At 64.6% G+C, this 17,501-nt stretch carries 18 protein-coding genes; 9 read left to right on the top strand and 9 right to left on the bottom strand.

Annotated features, from left to right (window positions below; translation table 11 throughout):
• The first annotated feature begins 18 nt into the window (after window positions 1-18).
• The 5 genes from ACOZ32_RS05270 to ACOZ32_RS05250 all read left to right on the top strand — a co-directional run bounded on the left by ACOZ32_RS05270 (window position 19) and on the right by ACOZ32_RS05250 (window position 5,597).
• On the top strand, window positions 19-684 hold the full coding sequence (locus ACOZ32_RS05270; protein WP_010902018.1) for an HVO_0476 family zinc finger protein: 666 nt from the start codon (window positions 19-21) through the stop codon (window positions 682-684).
• A gap of 64 nt (window positions 685-748) precedes the next feature.
• Window positions 749-1,663, top strand: a complete 915-nt coding sequence (locus ACOZ32_RS05265; protein ID WP_285255657.1) for a hypothetical protein — start codon at window positions 749-751, stop codon at window positions 1,661-1,663.
• A gap of 22 nt (window positions 1,664-1,685) precedes the next feature.
• Window positions 1,686-2,423, top strand: a complete 738-nt coding sequence (locus ACOZ32_RS05260) for a protein-L-isoaspartate O-methyltransferase family protein (RefSeq protein ID WP_136361062.1) — start codon at window positions 1,686-1,688, stop codon at window positions 2,421-2,423.
• Window positions 2,424-2,478: 55 nt separating this feature from the next.
• A complete protein-coding gene (gene glp / locus ACOZ32_RS05255) occupies window positions 2,479-3,705 on the top strand; it encodes a gephyrin-like molybdotransferase Glp (RefSeq protein WP_285255498.1) in 1,227 nt (408 codons plus the stop codon).
• Window positions 3,702-5,597, top strand: coding sequence for a molybdopterin biosynthesis protein (locus ACOZ32_RS05250; protein ID WP_285265730.1), 1,896 nt, complete (start codon window positions 3,702-3,704; stop codon window positions 5,595-5,597). The genes glp and ACOZ32_RS05250 overlap by 4 nt, the downstream gene beginning before the upstream one ends.
• Before the next feature lie 9 nt (window positions 5,598-5,606).
• Here ACOZ32_RS05250 and moaA read toward each other — a convergent pair whose 3' ends face one another.
• The gene (gene moaA, locus ACOZ32_RS05245) at window positions 5,607-6,680 is read right to left on the bottom strand and encodes a GTP 3',8-cyclase MoaA (RefSeq protein ID WP_205252359.1); all 1,074 of its coding nucleotides are present in this window, start codon (window positions 6,678-6,680) and stop codon (window positions 5,607-5,609) included.
• 124 nt (window positions 6,681-6,804) lie between these two features.
• On the opposite strand from moaA, the gene ubaA reads away from it, so the two are divergent.
• Window positions 6,805-7,641 (top strand): SAMP-activating enzyme E1, encoded by an 837-nt coding sequence (gene ubaA / locus ACOZ32_RS05240; protein WP_010902012.1) that lies wholly within the window; start codon window positions 6,805-6,807, stop codon window positions 7,639-7,641.
• Window positions 7,642-7,644: 3 nt separating this feature from the next.
• Here ubaA and ACOZ32_RS05235 read toward each other — a convergent pair whose 3' ends face one another.
• The 5 genes from ACOZ32_RS05235 to ACOZ32_RS05215 form a co-directional block, all read right to left on the bottom strand.
• Complete coding sequence (locus ACOZ32_RS05235; protein ID WP_012289090.1) at window positions 7,645-8,436, bottom strand: molybdopterin synthase; 792 nt, start codon at window positions 8,434-8,436, stop codon at window positions 7,645-7,647.
• Between the two features lie 164 nt (window positions 8,437-8,600).
• Entirely contained in the window at window positions 8,601-9,032 is a 432-nt protein-coding gene (locus ACOZ32_RS05230; RefSeq protein ID WP_205252357.1) for a VanZ family protein, read from the bottom strand.
• Between the two features lie 41 nt (window positions 9,033-9,073).
• Window positions 9,074-9,487 carry a hypothetical protein gene (locus ACOZ32_RS05225; RefSeq protein WP_205252356.1) on the bottom strand — a complete coding sequence of 138 codons (414 nt, stop codon included), beginning with the start codon at window positions 9,485-9,487 and terminating at the stop codon, window positions 9,074-9,076.
• 60 nt (window positions 9,488-9,547) lie between these two features.
• A complete protein-coding gene (locus ACOZ32_RS05220; RefSeq protein ID WP_285253524.1) occupies window positions 9,548-10,642 on the bottom strand; it encodes a DUF4330 family protein in 1,095 nt (364 codons plus the stop codon).
• Window positions 10,643-10,723: 81 nt separating this feature from the next.
• Entirely contained in the window at window positions 10,724-11,653 is a 930-nt protein-coding gene (locus tag ACOZ32_RS05215; RefSeq protein ID WP_424335032.1) for an NAD-dependent epimerase/dehydratase family protein, read from the bottom strand.
• A 123-nt stretch (window positions 11,654-11,776) separates the two neighbouring features.
• Here ACOZ32_RS05215 and ACOZ32_RS05210 point away from each other — a divergent pair, with 123 nt between their 5' ends.
• The 3 genes from ACOZ32_RS05210 to ACOZ32_RS05200 all read left to right on the top strand — a co-directional run bounded on the left by ACOZ32_RS05210 (window position 11,777) and on the right by ACOZ32_RS05200 (window position 14,490).
• Entirely contained in the window at window positions 11,777-12,097 is a 321-nt protein-coding gene (locus ACOZ32_RS05210; protein ID WP_424335031.1) for a hypothetical protein, read from the top strand.
• Window positions 12,098-12,436: 339 nt separating this feature from the next.
• On the top strand, window positions 12,437-13,426 hold the full coding sequence (locus ACOZ32_RS05205) for an SDR family oxidoreductase (protein ID WP_424335030.1): 990 nt from the start codon (window positions 12,437-12,439) through the stop codon (window positions 13,424-13,426).
• A complete protein-coding gene (locus ACOZ32_RS05200) occupies window positions 13,426-14,490 on the top strand; it encodes a glycosyltransferase family 4 protein (RefSeq protein ID WP_424335029.1) in 1,065 nt (354 codons plus the stop codon). Before ACOZ32_RS05205 ends, ACOZ32_RS05200 begins: the two co-directional genes overlap by 1 nt.
• Before the next feature lie 96 nt (window positions 14,491-14,586).
• Here the strand turns inward: ACOZ32_RS05200 and ACOZ32_RS05195 are convergent, their stop codons facing one another.
• The 3 genes from ACOZ32_RS05195 to ACOZ32_RS05185 form a co-directional block, all read right to left on the bottom strand.
• Window positions 14,587-15,513, bottom strand: coding sequence for an ATP-grasp fold amidoligase family protein (locus ACOZ32_RS05195; RefSeq protein WP_424335028.1), 927 nt, complete (start codon window positions 15,511-15,513; stop codon window positions 14,587-14,589).
• A gap of 558 nt (window positions 15,514-16,071) precedes the next feature.
• Complete coding sequence (locus tag ACOZ32_RS05190) at window positions 16,072-16,494, bottom strand: hypothetical protein (protein WP_424335027.1); 423 nt, start codon at window positions 16,492-16,494, stop codon at window positions 16,072-16,074.
• A 274-nt stretch (window positions 16,495-16,768) separates the two neighbouring features.
• On the bottom strand, window positions 16,769-17,458 hold the full coding sequence (locus ACOZ32_RS05185; RefSeq protein ID WP_424335026.1) for a class I SAM-dependent methyltransferase: 690 nt from the start codon (window positions 17,456-17,458) through the stop codon (window positions 16,769-16,771).
• Between the last annotated feature and the right edge of the window lie 43 nt (window positions 17,459-17,501).

Here is a 17,501-nt window from a genome sequence, read left to right as displayed (position 1 = left end):
CGCGGACAACGCGGCTGTATGAACCACGGAGTTGAGGCTGGCGAGCAGGTTGGGCTGTCGTGTCCGTCCTGTTCCCCGGATTTGGAGACGGTCCACGAGGTCGTGACGACCGGCGGGGGCCACGCGACAGTCGAGTGCGGGGCGTGCGGGCACGTGCACAAGGACCCGATCAAGACAGAGGACACCGAAGCGGTCGACGTGGTGGTGTCCCAGGACGGGGAGTCGTTCACCGGACAGACGTCGTTCGACCCCGAGGAGACGGTCTACGAGGGCGACGAGTTCATCGTGGAGACCGCCGAGACCATCGCGCAGGTGCGCGTGACGAGCATCGAGGTCGGTCCCGAGGACCGGACGACCCGGGCCGACGTCGAGGACATCGAGACCGTCTGGACGCGCGCCGTCGACAACGTCTCGGTGGACGTGACCGTCCACCCCAAGGAGGGCAGCGACGAGGGCAGCCGGAGTCTGGAGCTCCACGTGCCCGGTGACTTCGAGTTCGTCGTGGGGGAGACCGCGACGTTCGGCGACGAGGAGTTCACAGTGGAGGGCATCCACGTTCGGGAGTCCGCCACCGGCGAGTACAAGTTCCCGAAGCTCGGGAACGCCGGCGACACGGTGTTCGCGAAGGACGTGAAACGCGTCTACGGTGCCGACGAGTCGAGCGCCGCCTGGTCGGCCTGGTAGGCGGGCCAGCGCGCTGGGCTGCCGGAGCCGTCCTGTTTTTTGGCCCGGCCACCCACGGGCGTGTATGGAGGACTTCCGGACGCTGCTGGTGTTGCGAGCGGCCCGCGAGACCGGCGTACTGGATGCGCTCGTCGCCAGCGCTGACACGCCGGCGGCGGTCGCCGAGCAGGCGGGCGTGACCGAGCGCGCCGCCGAGGTCGTCGTGGCCGTGCTCGTGGACCGTGGGTTCCTGACGTGGGTGTCGGGGGCCGTGGAGCCGACCAACCGCATGCTGGGGTTCATCACGAAGACCGACGTGCGGTCGATCGGATCGCTGCCGCACGCGCTCGACGTTGCGGACGCGCTCGTCGCGCTGCCGGCAGCGATGGAAGGCGACGACGTACCGGCCGGCAGCGACACCGACCGCGCGTTCCGCAACCGCCTGGGGGCAGCGGCAGCCCGCGACGACGCGGCCGTGCGGGCGGCGGTGACCGCGGCGGTCCACGAGCGGCCGGGCGCGGAGTCAGTGGTTGTCGTGGGCGACGACGCGGGGCACCACGCCGTGGAGTGCGCGCGGCGAGGGTTCGACGTGGCGGCACACCACGACGACCGGGTGGTGGACGCGATCCGGCCAGTGCTCGCGGCCGAACCCGTGGAGCTCGTTGGGGGTGGCGTGGCGGAGCCGGTGGACGCGGCCGCCGACCTCGCGGTGATCCCACACACGCTCTCGCGGCGGTCCCCGACGGCGGCCCAGGACGTAGTGAGGGCCGCAAGCGAGTCGGTCAGCGCGGCCGGCGGGACCGTCGCGGTCGTCGACACGTTCGGCAGCGCGCCCGGGCTGTCGGCGGCGCTGCTGGCGACGACGCCGGGGGGTGCGGTCCGGGACGCCGACCGGGTCGCGTCGTGGCTGGCGGACGCCGGGCTCACCGACGTGCGCACGAGCGACGTGCCGGGTACCGAGCACCGCGTGGTGGCCGGCCGCAGGCGCGCAGTTCAATAGGCTGGGCTGCGGATACCCGTACATGGAGTTTGGGGCGTTGCGCGAGGAGATGGTCGACAGCCTCCTCGACGCGGGGACGGCGCTCGCGGACGCGCGGCCGGCGGACGCGGCGATGCGTGCGGTTCCCCGCCACGAGTTCGTCGACGCGGGGCATCGGGCGTACACCGATCAGGCGTTCGAACACCGCGGGACGCGCGTGCTCGCGCCGTCGACGGTCGCGCGGCTGATGGGAGCGCTGGAGCCACGGGCTGGCGACGACGTGCTCGTGGTCGGGGCCGGCGTCGGGTATACGGTGGCGGTGTTGGCGGAGATCGCCGGCCCGACACACGTACACGCTGTGGACATCGACCGGCAGGTCGTGTACGACGCGCGCGGGAACCTCGCCGACGCCGGGTACGAGGACGTGCTCGTGGACTGCCGGGACGGCGCTGAGGGGCTGGCGGAGTACGCGCCGTTCGACCGCGTGCTCGTGGAGGCCGGGGCGGCCAGCGTGCCGGACGCGCTCGCCCGCCAGCTCGCGGCCGACGGGCGGCTGGTGTTCCCGGAGGGCGTCGGCGATCAGCGCCTGGTGTCCGTTCGGGACGGCGAGACGGTCGGCGTGCACGGGCCGGTGTCGTTCGCGCCGCTGCTGGTGGCCGGCGAGCAGGCCAGCGCCGTCGAACGCAACCGCACCGTGCGCGAGGACCGCGAGCGCGTGCGCGAGGCGGCGCAGTCCCGCCCGGGCTGGGAGCGCGAGTGGATCGACTGGGAGGACGCGTAGCCGGGGGCGGCCGGCGTCGCGTGGGTTTTTGCGTGCTCGTTGCCATGCGTGGCGTATGACTGATGACCGCAGGACGGCCGGGTTCAAGGAGCGGACTCGGGTGGCTGAGGCGCGCGAGCGCCTCCTGGCGGCTGTCGACCCGCTGGCGCGCACGGCGCGGGTGGCGCTCGGTGACGCCGACGGGCGCGTGCTCGCAGCGGACGTCGAGGCACCGCGCGCGGTGCCCCACTACGAGCGGGCGGCCATGGACGGGTTCGCGGTGCGCGCCGCGGACACGTTCGGGGCGAGTGATCGGTCGCCGGTCGTCCTGGACGTGGGCACCGGCGGCGACGTGGGACCGGGGGAGGCGGTGCGCGTGCACACGGGCAGCGAGCTGCCGGCGGGTGCCGACGCCGTGGTGATGATCGAGGACGCCGAGCGCCGCGGCGACCGGGTCGACGTGTTCGCGGCGGCGGCCGGCGGCGCGAACGTCGCGCCGGTCGGGGAGGACGTGAGCGACGGCCAACACCTCTACGACGCCGGCCACCGGCTGCGGCCGTCGGACCTCGGGCTGCTGAAATCCGCGGGCGTGGACGCCGTTGCGGTGTACGAGCGCCCGACGGTGGGCGTGCTCCCGACCGGCGAGGAGCTGGTGGCCGCCGACCCGGGACCGGGGGAGGTGGTCGAAACGAACGGCGGGACCGTCGCCCAGTACGTCTCGCGGTGGGGCGGCGTGCCGACCCGTCGCGGTGTCGTCACGGACGACGAGGCCGCCCTCCGGACGGCGATCCGCGAGGCCGTCGACAGCCACGACATCGTGGTGACCACCGGCGGCTCCTCGGTGGGTGCGCGCGATCACGTACCCGAGGTGATCGCGGACCTCGGGACGGTGCTCGTGCACGGGGTGGCGTTGCAGCCCGGGCACCCGGTGGCGTTGTGCGTCGTCGACGACACGCCGGTGGTGGCGCTGCCGGGGTATCCGGTGGCGGCCATCGTGAACGCCGTGCAGTTCCTCCGCCCGCTTCTCAAGGCGGTGGGCCACGCTCCCGCGACCGCTCACCCGACGACTGACGCCGTGCTCGCGCGGAAGATCGCGAGCGAGCCGGGGACGCGGTCGTTCGTGCGCGTGACCCGACACGGCGACGAGGACGGGCGGCCGACCGTGACGCCGACGCGCGCGGGCGGGTCGGGCGTGTTGTCGAGTGTCGCGCTGGCGGACGGCTGGGTGGTGGTGCCCGAGGACTGCGAGGGGTACGACGCGGGAACGACCGTGGCGGTCGAACACTGGGAGTGGTCGGCGTGAGCGACGACCGCCGGGAGTTCCGGGATCTCGCGTCGCCGGCGCGCGCTCGGGAGGTGCTGGCCGCCCTGGACGTGACGCCGGCGCCCGAGACGGTGCCGCTGGCGGAGGCCCGGGGGCGCGTGCTCGCGGAGCGCGTGGACGCCACCATCGACGTGCCGGGGTTCGACCGCGCGAGCATGGACGGGTACGCGGTGCGGGCCGCGGACACGTTCGGCGCGAGCGAAGCCGATCCGGCGCGGCTGTCGGTCGCGGGCACGGTGCACGCCGGCGAGGAGCCCGCGGTCGAGGTGACAGCCGGACGCGCCGTGGTGGTGTCGACGGGCGCGGTCATGCCGCCGGGGGCTGACGCGGTGGTGAAAGTGGAGGCGACGACGGAGGCCGACGGCGGCGACGCGGTCGACGTGCGGACGAGCGTCGCGCCCGGGACCGCGGTGATGTTGGCGGGCGCGGACATCGCTGCGGGGTCGCGGGCAATCGGCCCGGGGACGAAGCTGACCGCCCGGGAGATCGGCGTGCTGTCGGCGCTGGGCGTCGGGTCGGTGCGCGTTCGGGGCGCGCCCACCGTGGGCATCATCTCGACCGGCGACGAGCTGGTGCGGCCCGGCGACCCCCTGGACAGCGCGGCCGGCCAGATCCACGACGTGAACAGCCACACGATCGCGGCCGCCGTGGAGGCGGCGGGCGGCGAGCCGGTGGTGTACCCCCACGCGGGCGACGACTACGCGGAGATGGAGCGGCTGCTCGTGGAGAGCGCCGCCGACTGCGATCTCGTGTTGTCCTCGGGGTCGACGTCCGCGAGCGCGGTGGACGTCATCTACCGGGTGGCCGAGGAGCGCGGCGACCTGCTGTTGCATGGGGTCGCGGTGAAACCCGGCAAGCCCATGCTCGTCGGGGAGATCGAGGGGACGGCGTACGTCGGACTGCCGGGCTATCCGGTGTCGGCGCTGACCATCTTCCGGGTGTTCGTTGCGCCGGTCGTCCGCGAAGCCGCCGGCCGGGGCCAGCCCGAGCCGACGGTGGTGACCGGGGAGATGGCGCGCCAGGAGCGCTCCGCGGAGGGGCGGCGGCGGCTGCTCCCGGTGGGGCTGGTCGAGGACGGCACCGGCGACCGCCTGGTGTACCCCGTGGACAAGGGCAGCGGCGCGACCACGAGCCTGGTGGACGCCGACGGCACCGTGACGGTGCCCGCCGACACCGCGTACGTGGCCGCCGGCGACTCCGTTGACGTGGCGCTGTTCGCGCCGGACGCGCGGGCCCCGCGAGTGTTGGCCGTCGGCGAGGACGACCCGCTGTTCTCGCGCGTGCTGGACGACGTTGCCCGGCCGCGGTTCCTGCCCGTGGGCACCCGTGAGGGGCTGCGGCGGCTCCGAGAGGGCGTCCCGGACGTGGTCGTGGTTGCCGGCCCGGCGACGCCCGACGGCGACGCGGTTTCCCTCGGCGGCTGGACCCGCGAGTGGGGGATAGTCGTGCCCGCCGGGAACCCCGCGGGCGTCGACTCGGTTGCGGATCTCGTCGACCGGAACCTGGGGCTGGTGAACCGCGCTCGTGGGTCGGGGCTGCGGCGGTGCTTCGACGACGCCATCGCGGCGCTGGCAGCCGAGCGTCCCGCGAGCCGCGGGGCGCTTACCGACGCCATCGACGGCTACGAGCTGACCACGACCGCCCACGAGAGCCCGGCGCGGAAGGTCGCGGCGGGCGACGCCGACGCGGGGCTCGGACTGGCTGCGACGGCGGCCAGCCTCGATCTCGGGTTCGTCCCGCTGGGCACGCAGTCCGTGACCGTCGTGGCCGCCCCCGACCGCGTTGACAAGCCGGGGGTTCGTGATCTCGCGGCCGCCCTCGATGACTGCGGCGGGCTGGCGGCACCGCTGGAGGGCATCGACCCACAGTGAGCGCGGGCGCTACGCGGAGTCGTCGGCGGCGTACTCGTAGGGGTCGCGGTCGCCCTCGACGTCGAGGTAGTCGTCGTTGATCTCCCAGCCGCCGTCGTCGGTCCGGGTCATGTACTCGCCGTAGTACGGAACCCGGTTGGCGACGGTCTCCCGGAACGCCGCGCGCATCGACTGGGTGGTTTCGCCGATCCCGCGGAGGTCGTCGTTGCGGTTCAGACAGCCCTTGAGGTAGCCGTCGTGCGTGAGCCGAACGCGGTGGCAGTTCGCGCAGAACTGCGGGTTCTCGACGGGGTCGACGATTTCGACCATGCCCTGGTCGGGGTGGGCGCCGCCGTCCGGCGTGACGGACTGGGCGGCGTCGTCGGCCGTGGAGCCGGCGTCCCGGCTGGACACCCAGTAGCGGCGGCGGTCGTGCATCTCGCGGGTTTCGATGCGGTCGGCGCGGTCGGCCAGCCAGTCGTGGACGCGGTCGATGTCGATGGCCCACTCGGGGTGGCCGGCGAGCTCGGGCATGTACTCGATGAGCTGCAGCCGGAGGCCGTCCCGGGCGGCGACGTGATCGACCATCTCGGGGACGTAGCCCGCGGTCGGCTCGAACACGACCATGTTCAGTTTCACGGGTGCCAGTCCGGCGTCGAGCGCCGCCTCGACGCCCTCCAGGACGGCGTCGTAGGCGCCGCTCTGGGTGAGCTCCGCGAAGGCGTCGTTGTCCATGGCGTCCTGGGAGATGTTGACGCGTTCGAGGCCGGCGTCGACGAGGTCGGCGGCCCGGCCCGGCAGGAAGGTGCCGTTGGTCGTCATCGACACCGCCATGTCGTCGGGGGTGCGCCGAATGATGGCTTCGAGGTCGGAGCGCAGCATCGGCTCGCCGCCGGTGAGCTTCACGGCGTCGACGCCGAACTCGTGGGCGACGGAGAGGAACCGCACGACGCGGTCCGTGGACAGCTCGTTCTCCCGGGGGTCAATCGGGCCGCGGGTGTCGCCGAGCCCCTCGTTGTGGCAGTATACGCAGTCGAAATTGCAGCGGTCTGTCAGCGAGACGCGGACGCCGGACACGTCCCGCCCGAAGTCGTCCTCAAGCATCGTCTCGCTAGTGCCTGGCACCGGACGCATTTAAGCAGTGGCCACGCGGTGGCCCCGGCGGGTCCGGCTGCCCGCACGACAGCCCGCCCGGTGGGCTTTTGCCGCGGTCCACCCAAGCCGCCACATGAGCGGGCTGGAGTTGGACGCGACACAGCTGGACCGGTACTCCCGACACATCATCATGGACGACGTGGGGGCGACCGGACAGGCGGCGCTCCGCGAGGCGGCCGTGCTCGTGGTCGGCGCTGGCGGCCTCGGATCACCGGTCATCCAGTACCTCGCGGCCGCCGGCGTCGGCACCATCGGCATCGCCGACGACGACGCCGTGGAGCTGTCGAACCTGCAGCGCCAGACCATCCACGGCACCGACGACGTGGGCGAGCAGAAAGTCGACAGCGCCGCGGCGTTCGTCGACACGCTGAACCCCGATGTCGACGTGCAGCGCCACGACCAGCGCGTCACCGCCGACACCGTCACCGACCTGATCGCGGCCTACGACGTCGTCGTGGACGCCTCGGACAACTTCCGGACGCGGTACCTCATCAACGACGCCTGCACGCTGGCTGGCGTGCCGTTCTCGCATGGCGCGATCTTCCAGTTCGAGGGCCAGGTCACGACGTTCACCGGCGGCGACGACGGGCCGTGTTATCGGTGCCTGTTCCCGGAAGCCCCGCCCGCCGGGACGGTCCCCGACTGCGCGACCGCGGGCGTCCTCGGCGTGCTCCCGGGAACGATCGGGTCGATCCAAGCCACCGAGACGGTGAAACACATCCTGGGCGTGGGCGACTCCTTGGACGGTCGGCTGCTGTTCTACGACGCCGCTGACATGTCCTTCGAGACGGTGGCGCTCGCACAGCGCCCGGAGTGCCCGATCTGTGGGGACAGTCCCGTGGTTGACTCCGTCCAGGAGGTCGCGTACACGGAGTCGTGTGCGGTCACCGGCGACGCCACCACGGAGTGACGGCTACTCGGGGATGTCGTGGCGCCAAAAGGCGTCATCGACGGTGACCTCTTTTTTGAACAGCGGGACCTCGTCTTTGAGGCGGTCGATCCCGTCCGAGACCGCTCGGAACGCGTCGCCACGATGCCCGGCAAGCACCACCACGTGGACCACGTCGTCGCCCGCGGGCACGACGCCCGTGCGGTGGTGCATGCGAACGTCGTAGACGCCGTCGCGCTCGCAGAGCTGCTCGCGGATAGTGGCCATGCGCTGCTCGGCGACGGTGTCGTAGCGCTCGAACTCCAGGTGTTGTGTCGGCGTGTCGTCGGGGTCGTCGCGTTCGCGCACGCGCCCCGTGAACGTCGCGATCGCGCCGGCGAACTCGCTGTCCTCGTGGGATTTGAGGCTCGCAACCAACGAGTCGAGCGTCTCCCGCACGGGGGCGTCCTCGACGGCCGCGAGGACCGCTTCGGTGTCGAGGGCGTCGGCGTTGGGGGCGGTCACGTCGGGGTCGGGGACGTCGTGGTCGCCGAGCGCAACCGTCGGGAGGGCGGCGTCCGGGAACCCCTCAACGATGACGTAGTCGAACGCGGGCGCGAGGTCCGCAAGCACGTCGTCGAGCGTGCGATCCGCGCCGCTGGCCGCCCACGCGCCGTGGTCGCTGAGCGAAACCGAGCGCGCGGTCGACGCGGGCGTGGTGACTGTGTCGTCCCGTCGGACCGTCGCGACTCGCCCGCGTGGCCGGAGTGCAGCGGCGACTGCGGCGGCGGCCGCGTCCGTGTCGGCAGCGGGGCCGACGACCGAGAGAGCCTTCATGCGCGTGCGTTGGCGGGCGGGGGTGATAAGGGTCGCCCGTTGGGCCGTAGGGACCACGGGGCCGCCGGCACGGGACCAGCAACGCGCCACGACCGGGAGCATCGGGACAGCGGAACACAGTCGTCACTCGCGGCCCCGGACGCGGGGCGGGCGACTGCCTGGCCCTACTGGCCGGTATCGACTGGATCCGTCGACTCGAGCGGGCGCACGTAGCGCACCCCCCGTTCGACGACGAACCAGGCGCTCGCGAGGAGCGCCCCGATGGTGTTGGCGAGTGCGTCGTTGAGGGAGGGATGGCGGCCTGGCTGGGTGGCCTGGAGGCCTTCGATGAGGAGGCCGTAGCCGACCGCGAGCACGAGCACGACGGCGATGCGCGTCAGGATCGTGTCGCGGCGGTGAGCGGTGGCGTACGCGAGCGCGAGGCCGAGGCAGAGATAGCCAAGCAAGTGGAGTTTCTTGTCCCAGAGTGGGTCCGGGCGCGGGGGCGCGACTGGCGGCGGTGACAGCACCGAATAGTACAGCAGAACCCCGGCAACGGTGGCAGCACCGAGATAGCGCAGCCACTTGGGGACGAGGGGGAACGGGAATCGGCGCACGAGCCAAAGATCAGACCGGGTGCCTAAATCCGTAGTGGTCCTCACTCGGCGTCGCGATCCGGCGGCTCCCCCTCGGTCTGAGCGGCGGCGTCATCGGCCGGTGTGGCTGGGGGTTCAAAGAGCGCGGCCAGCGCGCCCCCCGCCTGAGTGTCGGCGACCCACGCCAGCAACGCGCCGAGGGCGGTGACACCGTCCGCGAGGACGGACTCCCGGTAGATCGGCGCCAGCCACCCGACGACGCGTGTGAGGACGGTGATGAACGGGCCGACGGTGCGTGTGTCTCGCAGGTCGATGACGACCACGTCGGGGTCCGGTTCGGCGGTCAGCCAGCCGTAGAGAAACGACCCCGTGACGAATGCGGCGGCCGTCGAGGCGACCGTGCGGGCTGTGCGGGCGATCCGCGACCCACCCATTGCGGCCGTCGCTCGCTCCCGGAGCGTCGTTATCGATGTCATGCTGGTCGCACGCTCGGCCCGCTCCAAGTGGGTGGCTGTGCCGGTTCGTGTAGCATGGTGTTATGAATTGACGTTCACGACGGTCGCTTCGACGGTGGTCGTGTCGAAGTTGAGGACGACCGTCGACCGCTGCTGGAGCGGGCGACCGTTGAACGTTGTCCCGGTCGTCGTCTCCCGCACCCGAAGCTCGGTGGTGAGCGTCACGTCGCGGTTGATCGGGTGATCAACGACGTTGACGCTGCCGTCGTCGCCCGTCGTGACGAGCGTCGACGGCTCGACAGCCACGTCGGTGACAGTGGCAATGGGGGTGCCGTTGGTGCGCTCGGTCATGCCCGCGTGGAACGTCCGGGCGAACTGCTCCCGGATCCCGCTGACCTCAAGCGTGACCGTTCGCGTTGTGGCTGTCCCCGGCTGCTCGAGGGTGCCGACGCGCTGAATCCGGCCGTCGAGATCGTACGCGTCGGGTGCAAGCGAGAGGCTGTTCCCGCGTCGCACCGGCGTCACGCCGAACCGCGTGGTGTCACCCTCGGTGATCGTGTCGAGGGTGAGCCCGACCACCACGCGCTGCCGGCTGGGGTCTCTGGTGGCGTGCGTGGTGACCGTCTCGACGGTGGCGACGGCCTGCCCACCCAGGCGAAGCTGGTCGCCGGTGGTCACCTCACTGGCGTCGACTGCCGGGAGCGTCGTCTCCAGTACCACGTCGGTCGTGTCGGTTTGGAGCGTCTCGCTCGCACCGACGGACTGGATCGCGCCACTGACCTTGTACCGGCTGGTGGCGATGTCGAGGGTTCTGCCGAGGCGAAGCGGCGCGCCCGCGTACATCGTGCTGTTGTCGTCGCCGGGCGTCCCCTGCAGTTCTGCGCGGGCGATGACGCGTGTCTGACCGTCGTCCGGTGCCCGATAGACGTCGGTGATCGTCAGCTCGCTGTCCCCGCTCGCGTCCGTGGTGTCACCGACGGTGATCTCCGTGGCAATGTGGGTCGGGTGCGAGCCGAGATCCAGGGTCACGTGCGTCGAGGACTGTTCGGGCGCCGGCGTCGGCTGGAGCGCGAAGGCCGCGCCGGCAGCCACGACCGCGAGCACGAAGAGCACGACGAGCGCGTCGACGACGTTGACGACGCCGAAGAGGTTGCCGTCGTCGTCAAGGAGTTCCATAGAAATCACCGATCATGTTGGTTCGGGGTAGTTAGGGGAGTGAGAAAACGGTTCCGGAAGCAACCGTCAGTGTAGCGGCCGTTAGCTGTAGTACGGGATCGTCCGACCGAGTCCCGCCGCGAAGTCGACAGTCGGCTCGTAGTCGAGGTGCTCACGCGCCTTCGAGATGTCCGCATGCGAGTGGCGCACGTCACCCGGCCGGGGGTCGTCGTAGATCGGATCGAGATCCGTGCCGAGGTGGTCGTTGAGCGCGTCCACGAGCTCGTTGACGGTGACGCGGCCGCCCGTCCCAACGTTGAACGCCTCACCGGTGGCGTCGCCCTCGGCGGCACGGATGTTCGCCTGAACGGCGTTCTCGATGAACGTGAAATCACGGGATTGCTCGCCGTCCCCGTAGATGACGGGGCGTTCACCGTCGAGCATTAGGGAGATGAATTTCGGGATAACCGCGGCGTAGTCGCCGTTGGGGTCCTGCCGCGGGCCGAAAATGTTGAAGTAGCGGAGTGCCGCCGTATCGATGTCGTAGAGCTCGCTTGCCTGGAGCGCGAGCTTCTCCGTGTAGTGCTTCGAGAGGGCGTACGGCGATTCGGGCTGTTCGGTCATCGACTCGACCTTCGGGAGCTGGTCCGTGGAGCCGTACACCGAGGAGGAGGACGCGACGACGACGGTGTCCACGTCCGCCTTCCGCGCGGCGTCGATGACGGTGGCCGTTCCCGTACAGTTAGCGTCCGTACTGGTGACAGGGTCCTCGACACTCCGCGGGACCGAGGGGACGGCCGCCTGATGGAAGACATAGTCGACGCCCTCAGTGATGTCGGCGATAGTGTCGGCGTCTCGAATGTCTGCCTCGTGGAAGGTGAAGTCGTCGTCTGCATGTAGGGATTCGAGATTCTGTTCGCGGCCGGTCGCGAAGTTGTCGACGCCGCGAACGTCGTAGCTGCGGTCGAGCAGTGCGTCAGCGAGATTCGACCCGATGAACCCCGCGACGCCAGTGACGAGTGCAGTCGGCATACGTCAGAATTTCCACGAGTGGGGATGGGTCTGTCGACTTCGAACAGGTGACTGCTGGGTCACGCACTGGAGCATTCCTGGTCAGGGAATAGGTTTTGCCTGTGGGACTCACATCGTACACATATGGGTTCGGAGAGGGGAGAGAAACAGCGCGTCCAGTTCCGGGCGCCTGAGAGCGTCGTCCAACAGGCGGATACGCTGGCGACAGTACTCGAAACGGACCGCACGTCGGTTATTCTGTCGGCGCTCCAAGAGTACGTACGAGACGCTAGCCACGACGACGACCTCAAACAGGAGCTCGCAGACGCGTACTACGACGACGACATCACCTTCGACGAGCTCAAAGCCGTCGTCGGCCACGAGGAAGCAGCTAACTTCCGCGTGCTCAAGGAACAACTCGACGAGGGGTTCGTCGACGCGACCGCCGACGAGCTCGCCGAGTAAACACCGGCCGTCGCGAGTGCGCATGTCGCGTGAGTAGATTTATGCGGTTCCGAGAGGTATCTCGAAGTGAGCGGATGGCGCAGGAGACGATGATCCCTCTCTGAAGGGGTATGAGCCTCCTGTTGCTGTCCGGTAGGTTTCTGCGTCAGTAATCCGCTAGCTGTCGGTTCTTAATCGCTCGGACAGCTGCTTTACAGCCGGACGACGTGGTTGTCGTCCCGGTGGCTGGTCGCGTTCCGCGCGTCGAACAGGAGCGTCGACTCGTCGACGAGCCGGTCGACGTTCGAGATGGGATTGAAGGCGAGACGTTTTTACCCGACAAGTGAGCGAATCTCTACTATGCGAATTCTCGTTACGGGCGGTGCCGGGTTTATCGGCGGGCATCTCGCGGAGCGGTTTGTCTCCAGGGGGCACGACGTCGTCGTCCTCGACAACTTCGATCCGTTTTACGACACGCGCATCAAGGAACACACGGTAGAAGCGTGTCGGGAGCGAGCGGCAGACGGAGACGGATCGTACGAACTCGTAGAGGGTGACGTTCGGAACGCGGAGCTCGTCACTGAACTCGTGGATGACGCCGAGTTCGTCTATCATCAAGCCGGACAGGCCGGCGTCCGCCCGAGCGTCGAGAACCCACGGAAATACAACGAGGTCAACGTCGACGGGACGCTAAACGTCCTCGACGCTGCGCGGGAGACAGACATCGAGCGCGTCGTGTACGCGTCCTCGTCGTCAGTCTACGGGAAACCCGAGTATTTGCCCTACGACGAAGTGCATCCAACGACGCCAGTCAGTCCCTACGGCGCGTCAAAGCTCGCTGCGGAACGGTACGTCTGCGCGTACAACGAAGTTTACGACCTGCCGACCGTCGCGCTCCGCTACTTCACCGTCTACGGCCCACGAATGCGGCCGAACATGGCAATCTCGAATTTCGTTTCGCGAGGACTGAACGGTGAGCCGCCGATTGTGTACGGGGACGGCACGCAGACGCGTGACTTCACGTACATCGAGGACATCGTCGACGCGAACGAGGCACTGCTCACGGACGACGCAGCCGACGGCGAAGTATTGAACATCGGGAGCACGGACAACATCGAGATTCTGACGCTCGCAGAGGAAATTCGGGACCAGGTCGCTCCGGACCTGGATATTGAGTTCGCTGAGCGATTCGAGGCAGACGCCGAGCATACGCACGCGGACATCTCGAAGGCTAACGAACTGCTCGGCTACGAGCCCAGCCGGACGATCCGGGGGGGCGTCGAGGAGTTCGTCGAGTGGTACCGCGCGAACCGGGACTGGTACGAGCCGCTAGTGCTGGAGAGCTCATAATGCGGATTCTTCGCGTTGCACAGAACCTCTACCCGGAGGTACCGGGCGGGGGGACGTACCACGTCCACGCAATGAGCCGCGACCAAGCGGCGATGGGTCACGACGTTACTGTGCTCACGGTAACCGACGACGATAGCCTGCCACGGCACGAACAACGGGACGGATACACGGTTGTTCGCCGGCAGCCGACCGTCGAGTTGCTCGGGAACGAAATCTCGGCTGGCGTCGCGAAGTTTCTCCGGAACGCCGACGATTTCGATGTCGTGCACGCGCACTCGCATCTCTACTTTTCGACGAACCTTGCTGCGCTGAAACGGCGGTTGGGCGAGACACCGTTAGCGATCACGAATCATGGGCTCTACAGTCAGAACGCGCCAGAGTGGCTGTTCGACGCATACCTGAAGACTGTCGGCCGGTGGACGTTCAACCAAGCCGACGTCGTGTTTTGCTACACCGACGAGGACCGCGAACGCGTCCGCGAATTCGGCGTCGACTCGCGCATCGAGGTCGTCCCGAACGGCGTCGACACCGAACGATTCACGCCCGATGGCCCGACAAGCGACTTGATCGACCATGATGGAGAAGTGGTGTTGTTCGTCGGACGACTCGTGGAGGGGAAGCTTCCCGGTGATGCAGTCGCAGCGGTCTCACGACTGGCTCGGAACCGGGATGTGAAGCTGTTCGTGGCTGGCGAAGGGGCACTGCGATCGGAGTTGGAAGACGAACACGTCGAATTTCTCGGACAGCTACCGTATAAGGAGATGCCTTCCGTATACCGGTCTGCGGACGTACTGATATTGCCTAGCCGTGCTGAGGGATTACCCCGAGTAGTCCTTGAAGCAATGGCCTCCGGTGTTCCAGTTGTGGTGAGCGACCTAGAGCAGGTTGCACCCGTGGTTGGTGATGGCGGTGTGGCCGTACCTGTTGGGGATATCGAGGGATTTAGTGAGGGATTGAAGACGGTCCTAGACGGTGGAATTTCTGATCCACAGGTACAGATTGGAGGACAGTTCGACTGGGAGAGGACCGTTGAGAAGACAACTTCGGCTCTCAGAAGATTGTAGAAGAGACTGATCGTCAACATCTTAGTCCACGCTGAACCGGATATTGGGTAATAACACCCGTGGTCAGTAGATAATTACACACACTTCCATACTGGTTCACCAGTATGAGCCTAGTTCGAAATCCCAATCAATCGGGTAGAATGTTTCTGTGCCTGCACCGGGTGCCAAGGTCAACTCCCCGAAGTAGATTCGATTCTCACTGGTATGATAGAGATCGACGCGGACAAACTCAAATCCGTCCCCCAACTTTTCCGCGATTTCTATCATGTCATTTAATCGCTCAGGCTCATCAATTACTGGGCCTAGAGGGTAATCTAATCTGAAATTGTAAGGGCGCCATTCCCTATCAAAAAATCTACGCGACCGATTACCGGAAAACCGATTAAAATCTACGTGTACAAATTCGGCCCGACCGTTGAAGACATAGAACTTGAAATCCCGTGGAACAGAATTATTTGGATCAGGGATGTATTCCTCGATGACGATCTGGGGAGGAATAGATTCATACCAATATTCCCTAGATTTCGTGCCGTATGACGTTTCAAGCCAAGATTCGCATTCCATTCTGATCGAATCGAAATCTTGTTCTTGCTTTTCATTCACCACGATAGCCATCCCGCTCCCATGTGTGGCCTTGACAACAAATCTATTCGGTAAATCATCAAATGGGATCTCATTCGGGTCATCCCCCACAAAATAAAGCTCAGTCAATATATCCGTACTAACCGTTTCCTCAACGTACTCACGAACTGCATACTTATCGGACACCTTCGAGAATACGGAAGAATTCTCGCCAGAGAGCTTCCGTGAAATTATCTTTTCATTGAATGAACGGGGTTCGTCAAGTTTTGGCCAATACCCCAAAACAGGTGCTGCCATGAGCTTTTCGTGATTTTTTGGGGATATTATTTTCGATAGAATTGGATAGGCAGGCTTCTGGAGTACGAAACGGGCAGAATGCCTAAGCGTCGGGACGAATCCCCGATGCTGCAGTGTTTTTCGAAGCTTAGAAAAATAAGTCATAGATAGTTTCTGCATTTATTCGCATATATAAGTGTTGAATTCGTTGAGTGCATTCTCCAAGTCGGGGGACTATAGTTCTGGGTCGGTAAATCCGTTCGAAGTGTCTACTGGTTATCTTAGTAGGTAATGCAAACGTGCAACTGTGCAATCTAGTATTCTGGTTGGCCATAATCATGTAGGTAGAGTGGCACTGTCTAGTTGAGTTAGTTTGGGGAATGAGCAGATCGTTGAGTGAATTGGTTAGATGCTCGCAGATCTGCTCAGCGAGAGCTATAAACCGGGTTTAGAAGAATCTTGGGAGAATGAGCGAGGTCGTGTTTGAACAGTTTATACATTACTATAACCGCTACAGACCGCATCAAGCTTTCGAAGGAAAAACGCCGATCGAGGGGGTCCAGAACTAGACAGTGCCAATGAACCTATGCAGTCACGCTTTCGACGAGTATCAGGCCTTTATACCAGATGATGGTAATCTGATCCCATTACAGGTATAGAAGCCCCTCATCAACCACTCAACGATCACCCGGTTCTCAAACAAACTCAGCTAGACCCTCCAATTCAGAAAACATTGTTAAGAATCCAAGTTTTGATCTCGTCGGCAGACTTCTCTGGTGTGATACCACCACTGTTCTCAACCCTAATCAAATTTATATTTTGGTAATGGTGTATTTCCGATTTACAAATTCTATAAATGTTATCAAACTGCCTCCCAATATTATATAAACTAGAAATATCCTGGGATAGTTCAGCAGGTTCAACTCCGCCAGATCGGGATTTAAGTCGGTTTTTTAATTCTTCTGGCGGTGCAGTTACGTAGATTGCAACATAATCATAGGATGAGGGGATGATATTGAAAGAGGTACTTATTAGAGGGGTATAGTTGTCATTATTTGTAAGGTAAGCATATGACCAAACACCCTGAATAATACCCTGGTCAAATATAGTAACTTTTCCAGAACTCTCTTGCAGAAGGACGTCCATTACGTAGAGCCAATTGTAATTTGCTCGAATGTATCCAAAGAGGTTATTCGCATTACTCCATGGGAAAGTGCCAGCTGTTGGCCGAAAAATGGAACGTAGCACTCGAGGAAGTTTATAAGCGTGAGACATGTATCGAGACATATCATGGGCCAGGTTATATGGAGTGTTTATGGTTTCAACCCCACATGACAATAGCTTATTGTTTATTTTATTGGCAATAGTGGATTTGCCGGCGCCCATCGGGCCAAAAAAGTCTACTACTAACTCGTCATTATTATTCATTATTCTTTAACAGGAATATATGTTCTTGCGATAGGATTGGAAGGATCTTCTTAGATTCTATAATTTCAAACCCAGTAGAAAAGATTTCTTCAGTTCGTTGAGGGGATTCATAACAATTGCCACGCTCACCATCTCCAAGATCGCCACCGATTGTTCGCTGCCGCAAACCACGCCGAAGCTGGTGAAATCGGGTTTCGACGCCCGTAGAAGCTATAATATAGTCCGCAATTGAACCCAGTTCTTTGAGGATATTTTGCTTTGTTTCTGCTGGAACGCGATGAAGTAACCTCAAACAGACCGCCACATCAAAATTTTCATTAATTTCTTCAGAAATGTGTTCTGCATCAGAGACCTGAAATTGGGCCTGTTTAACCCCAGCCTGCTCAAATTCTTGTTCGGCAATTTGCAGCATATTTTCAGATATATCGCACGCAACCACCTCCGAACCATGTGCTGCGAAAACAGGCGCAAGTTTTCCAGAGCCAGTAGGGATATCAATTATCGTGCCATTTGGGATTTTTTCTAATAACGTACCAATCGCCTTTCGTTCGCGTCTCGCAATTAAAGCATGACGCCAGTTTTCCTTATTAGCGAATGCACTATGGTACTCCTTTGCAACCTCGTCTGATTTATAATGGTTCCTCATCTCTGAAGAGTAGTTAAAGGATTCGTCGTCGGGCATAGATAGGTCTCATAACTCCACAAACCTCACTCTATCGGATTTG

This window comes from Halobacterium sp. MBLA0001, from assembly GCF_049705385.1.
Lineage (GTDB): Archaea > Halobacteriota > Halobacteria > Halobacteriales > Halobacteriaceae > Halobacterium > Halobacterium salinarum.
This window is presented reverse-complemented; position numbering and strand designations above follow the sequence as displayed.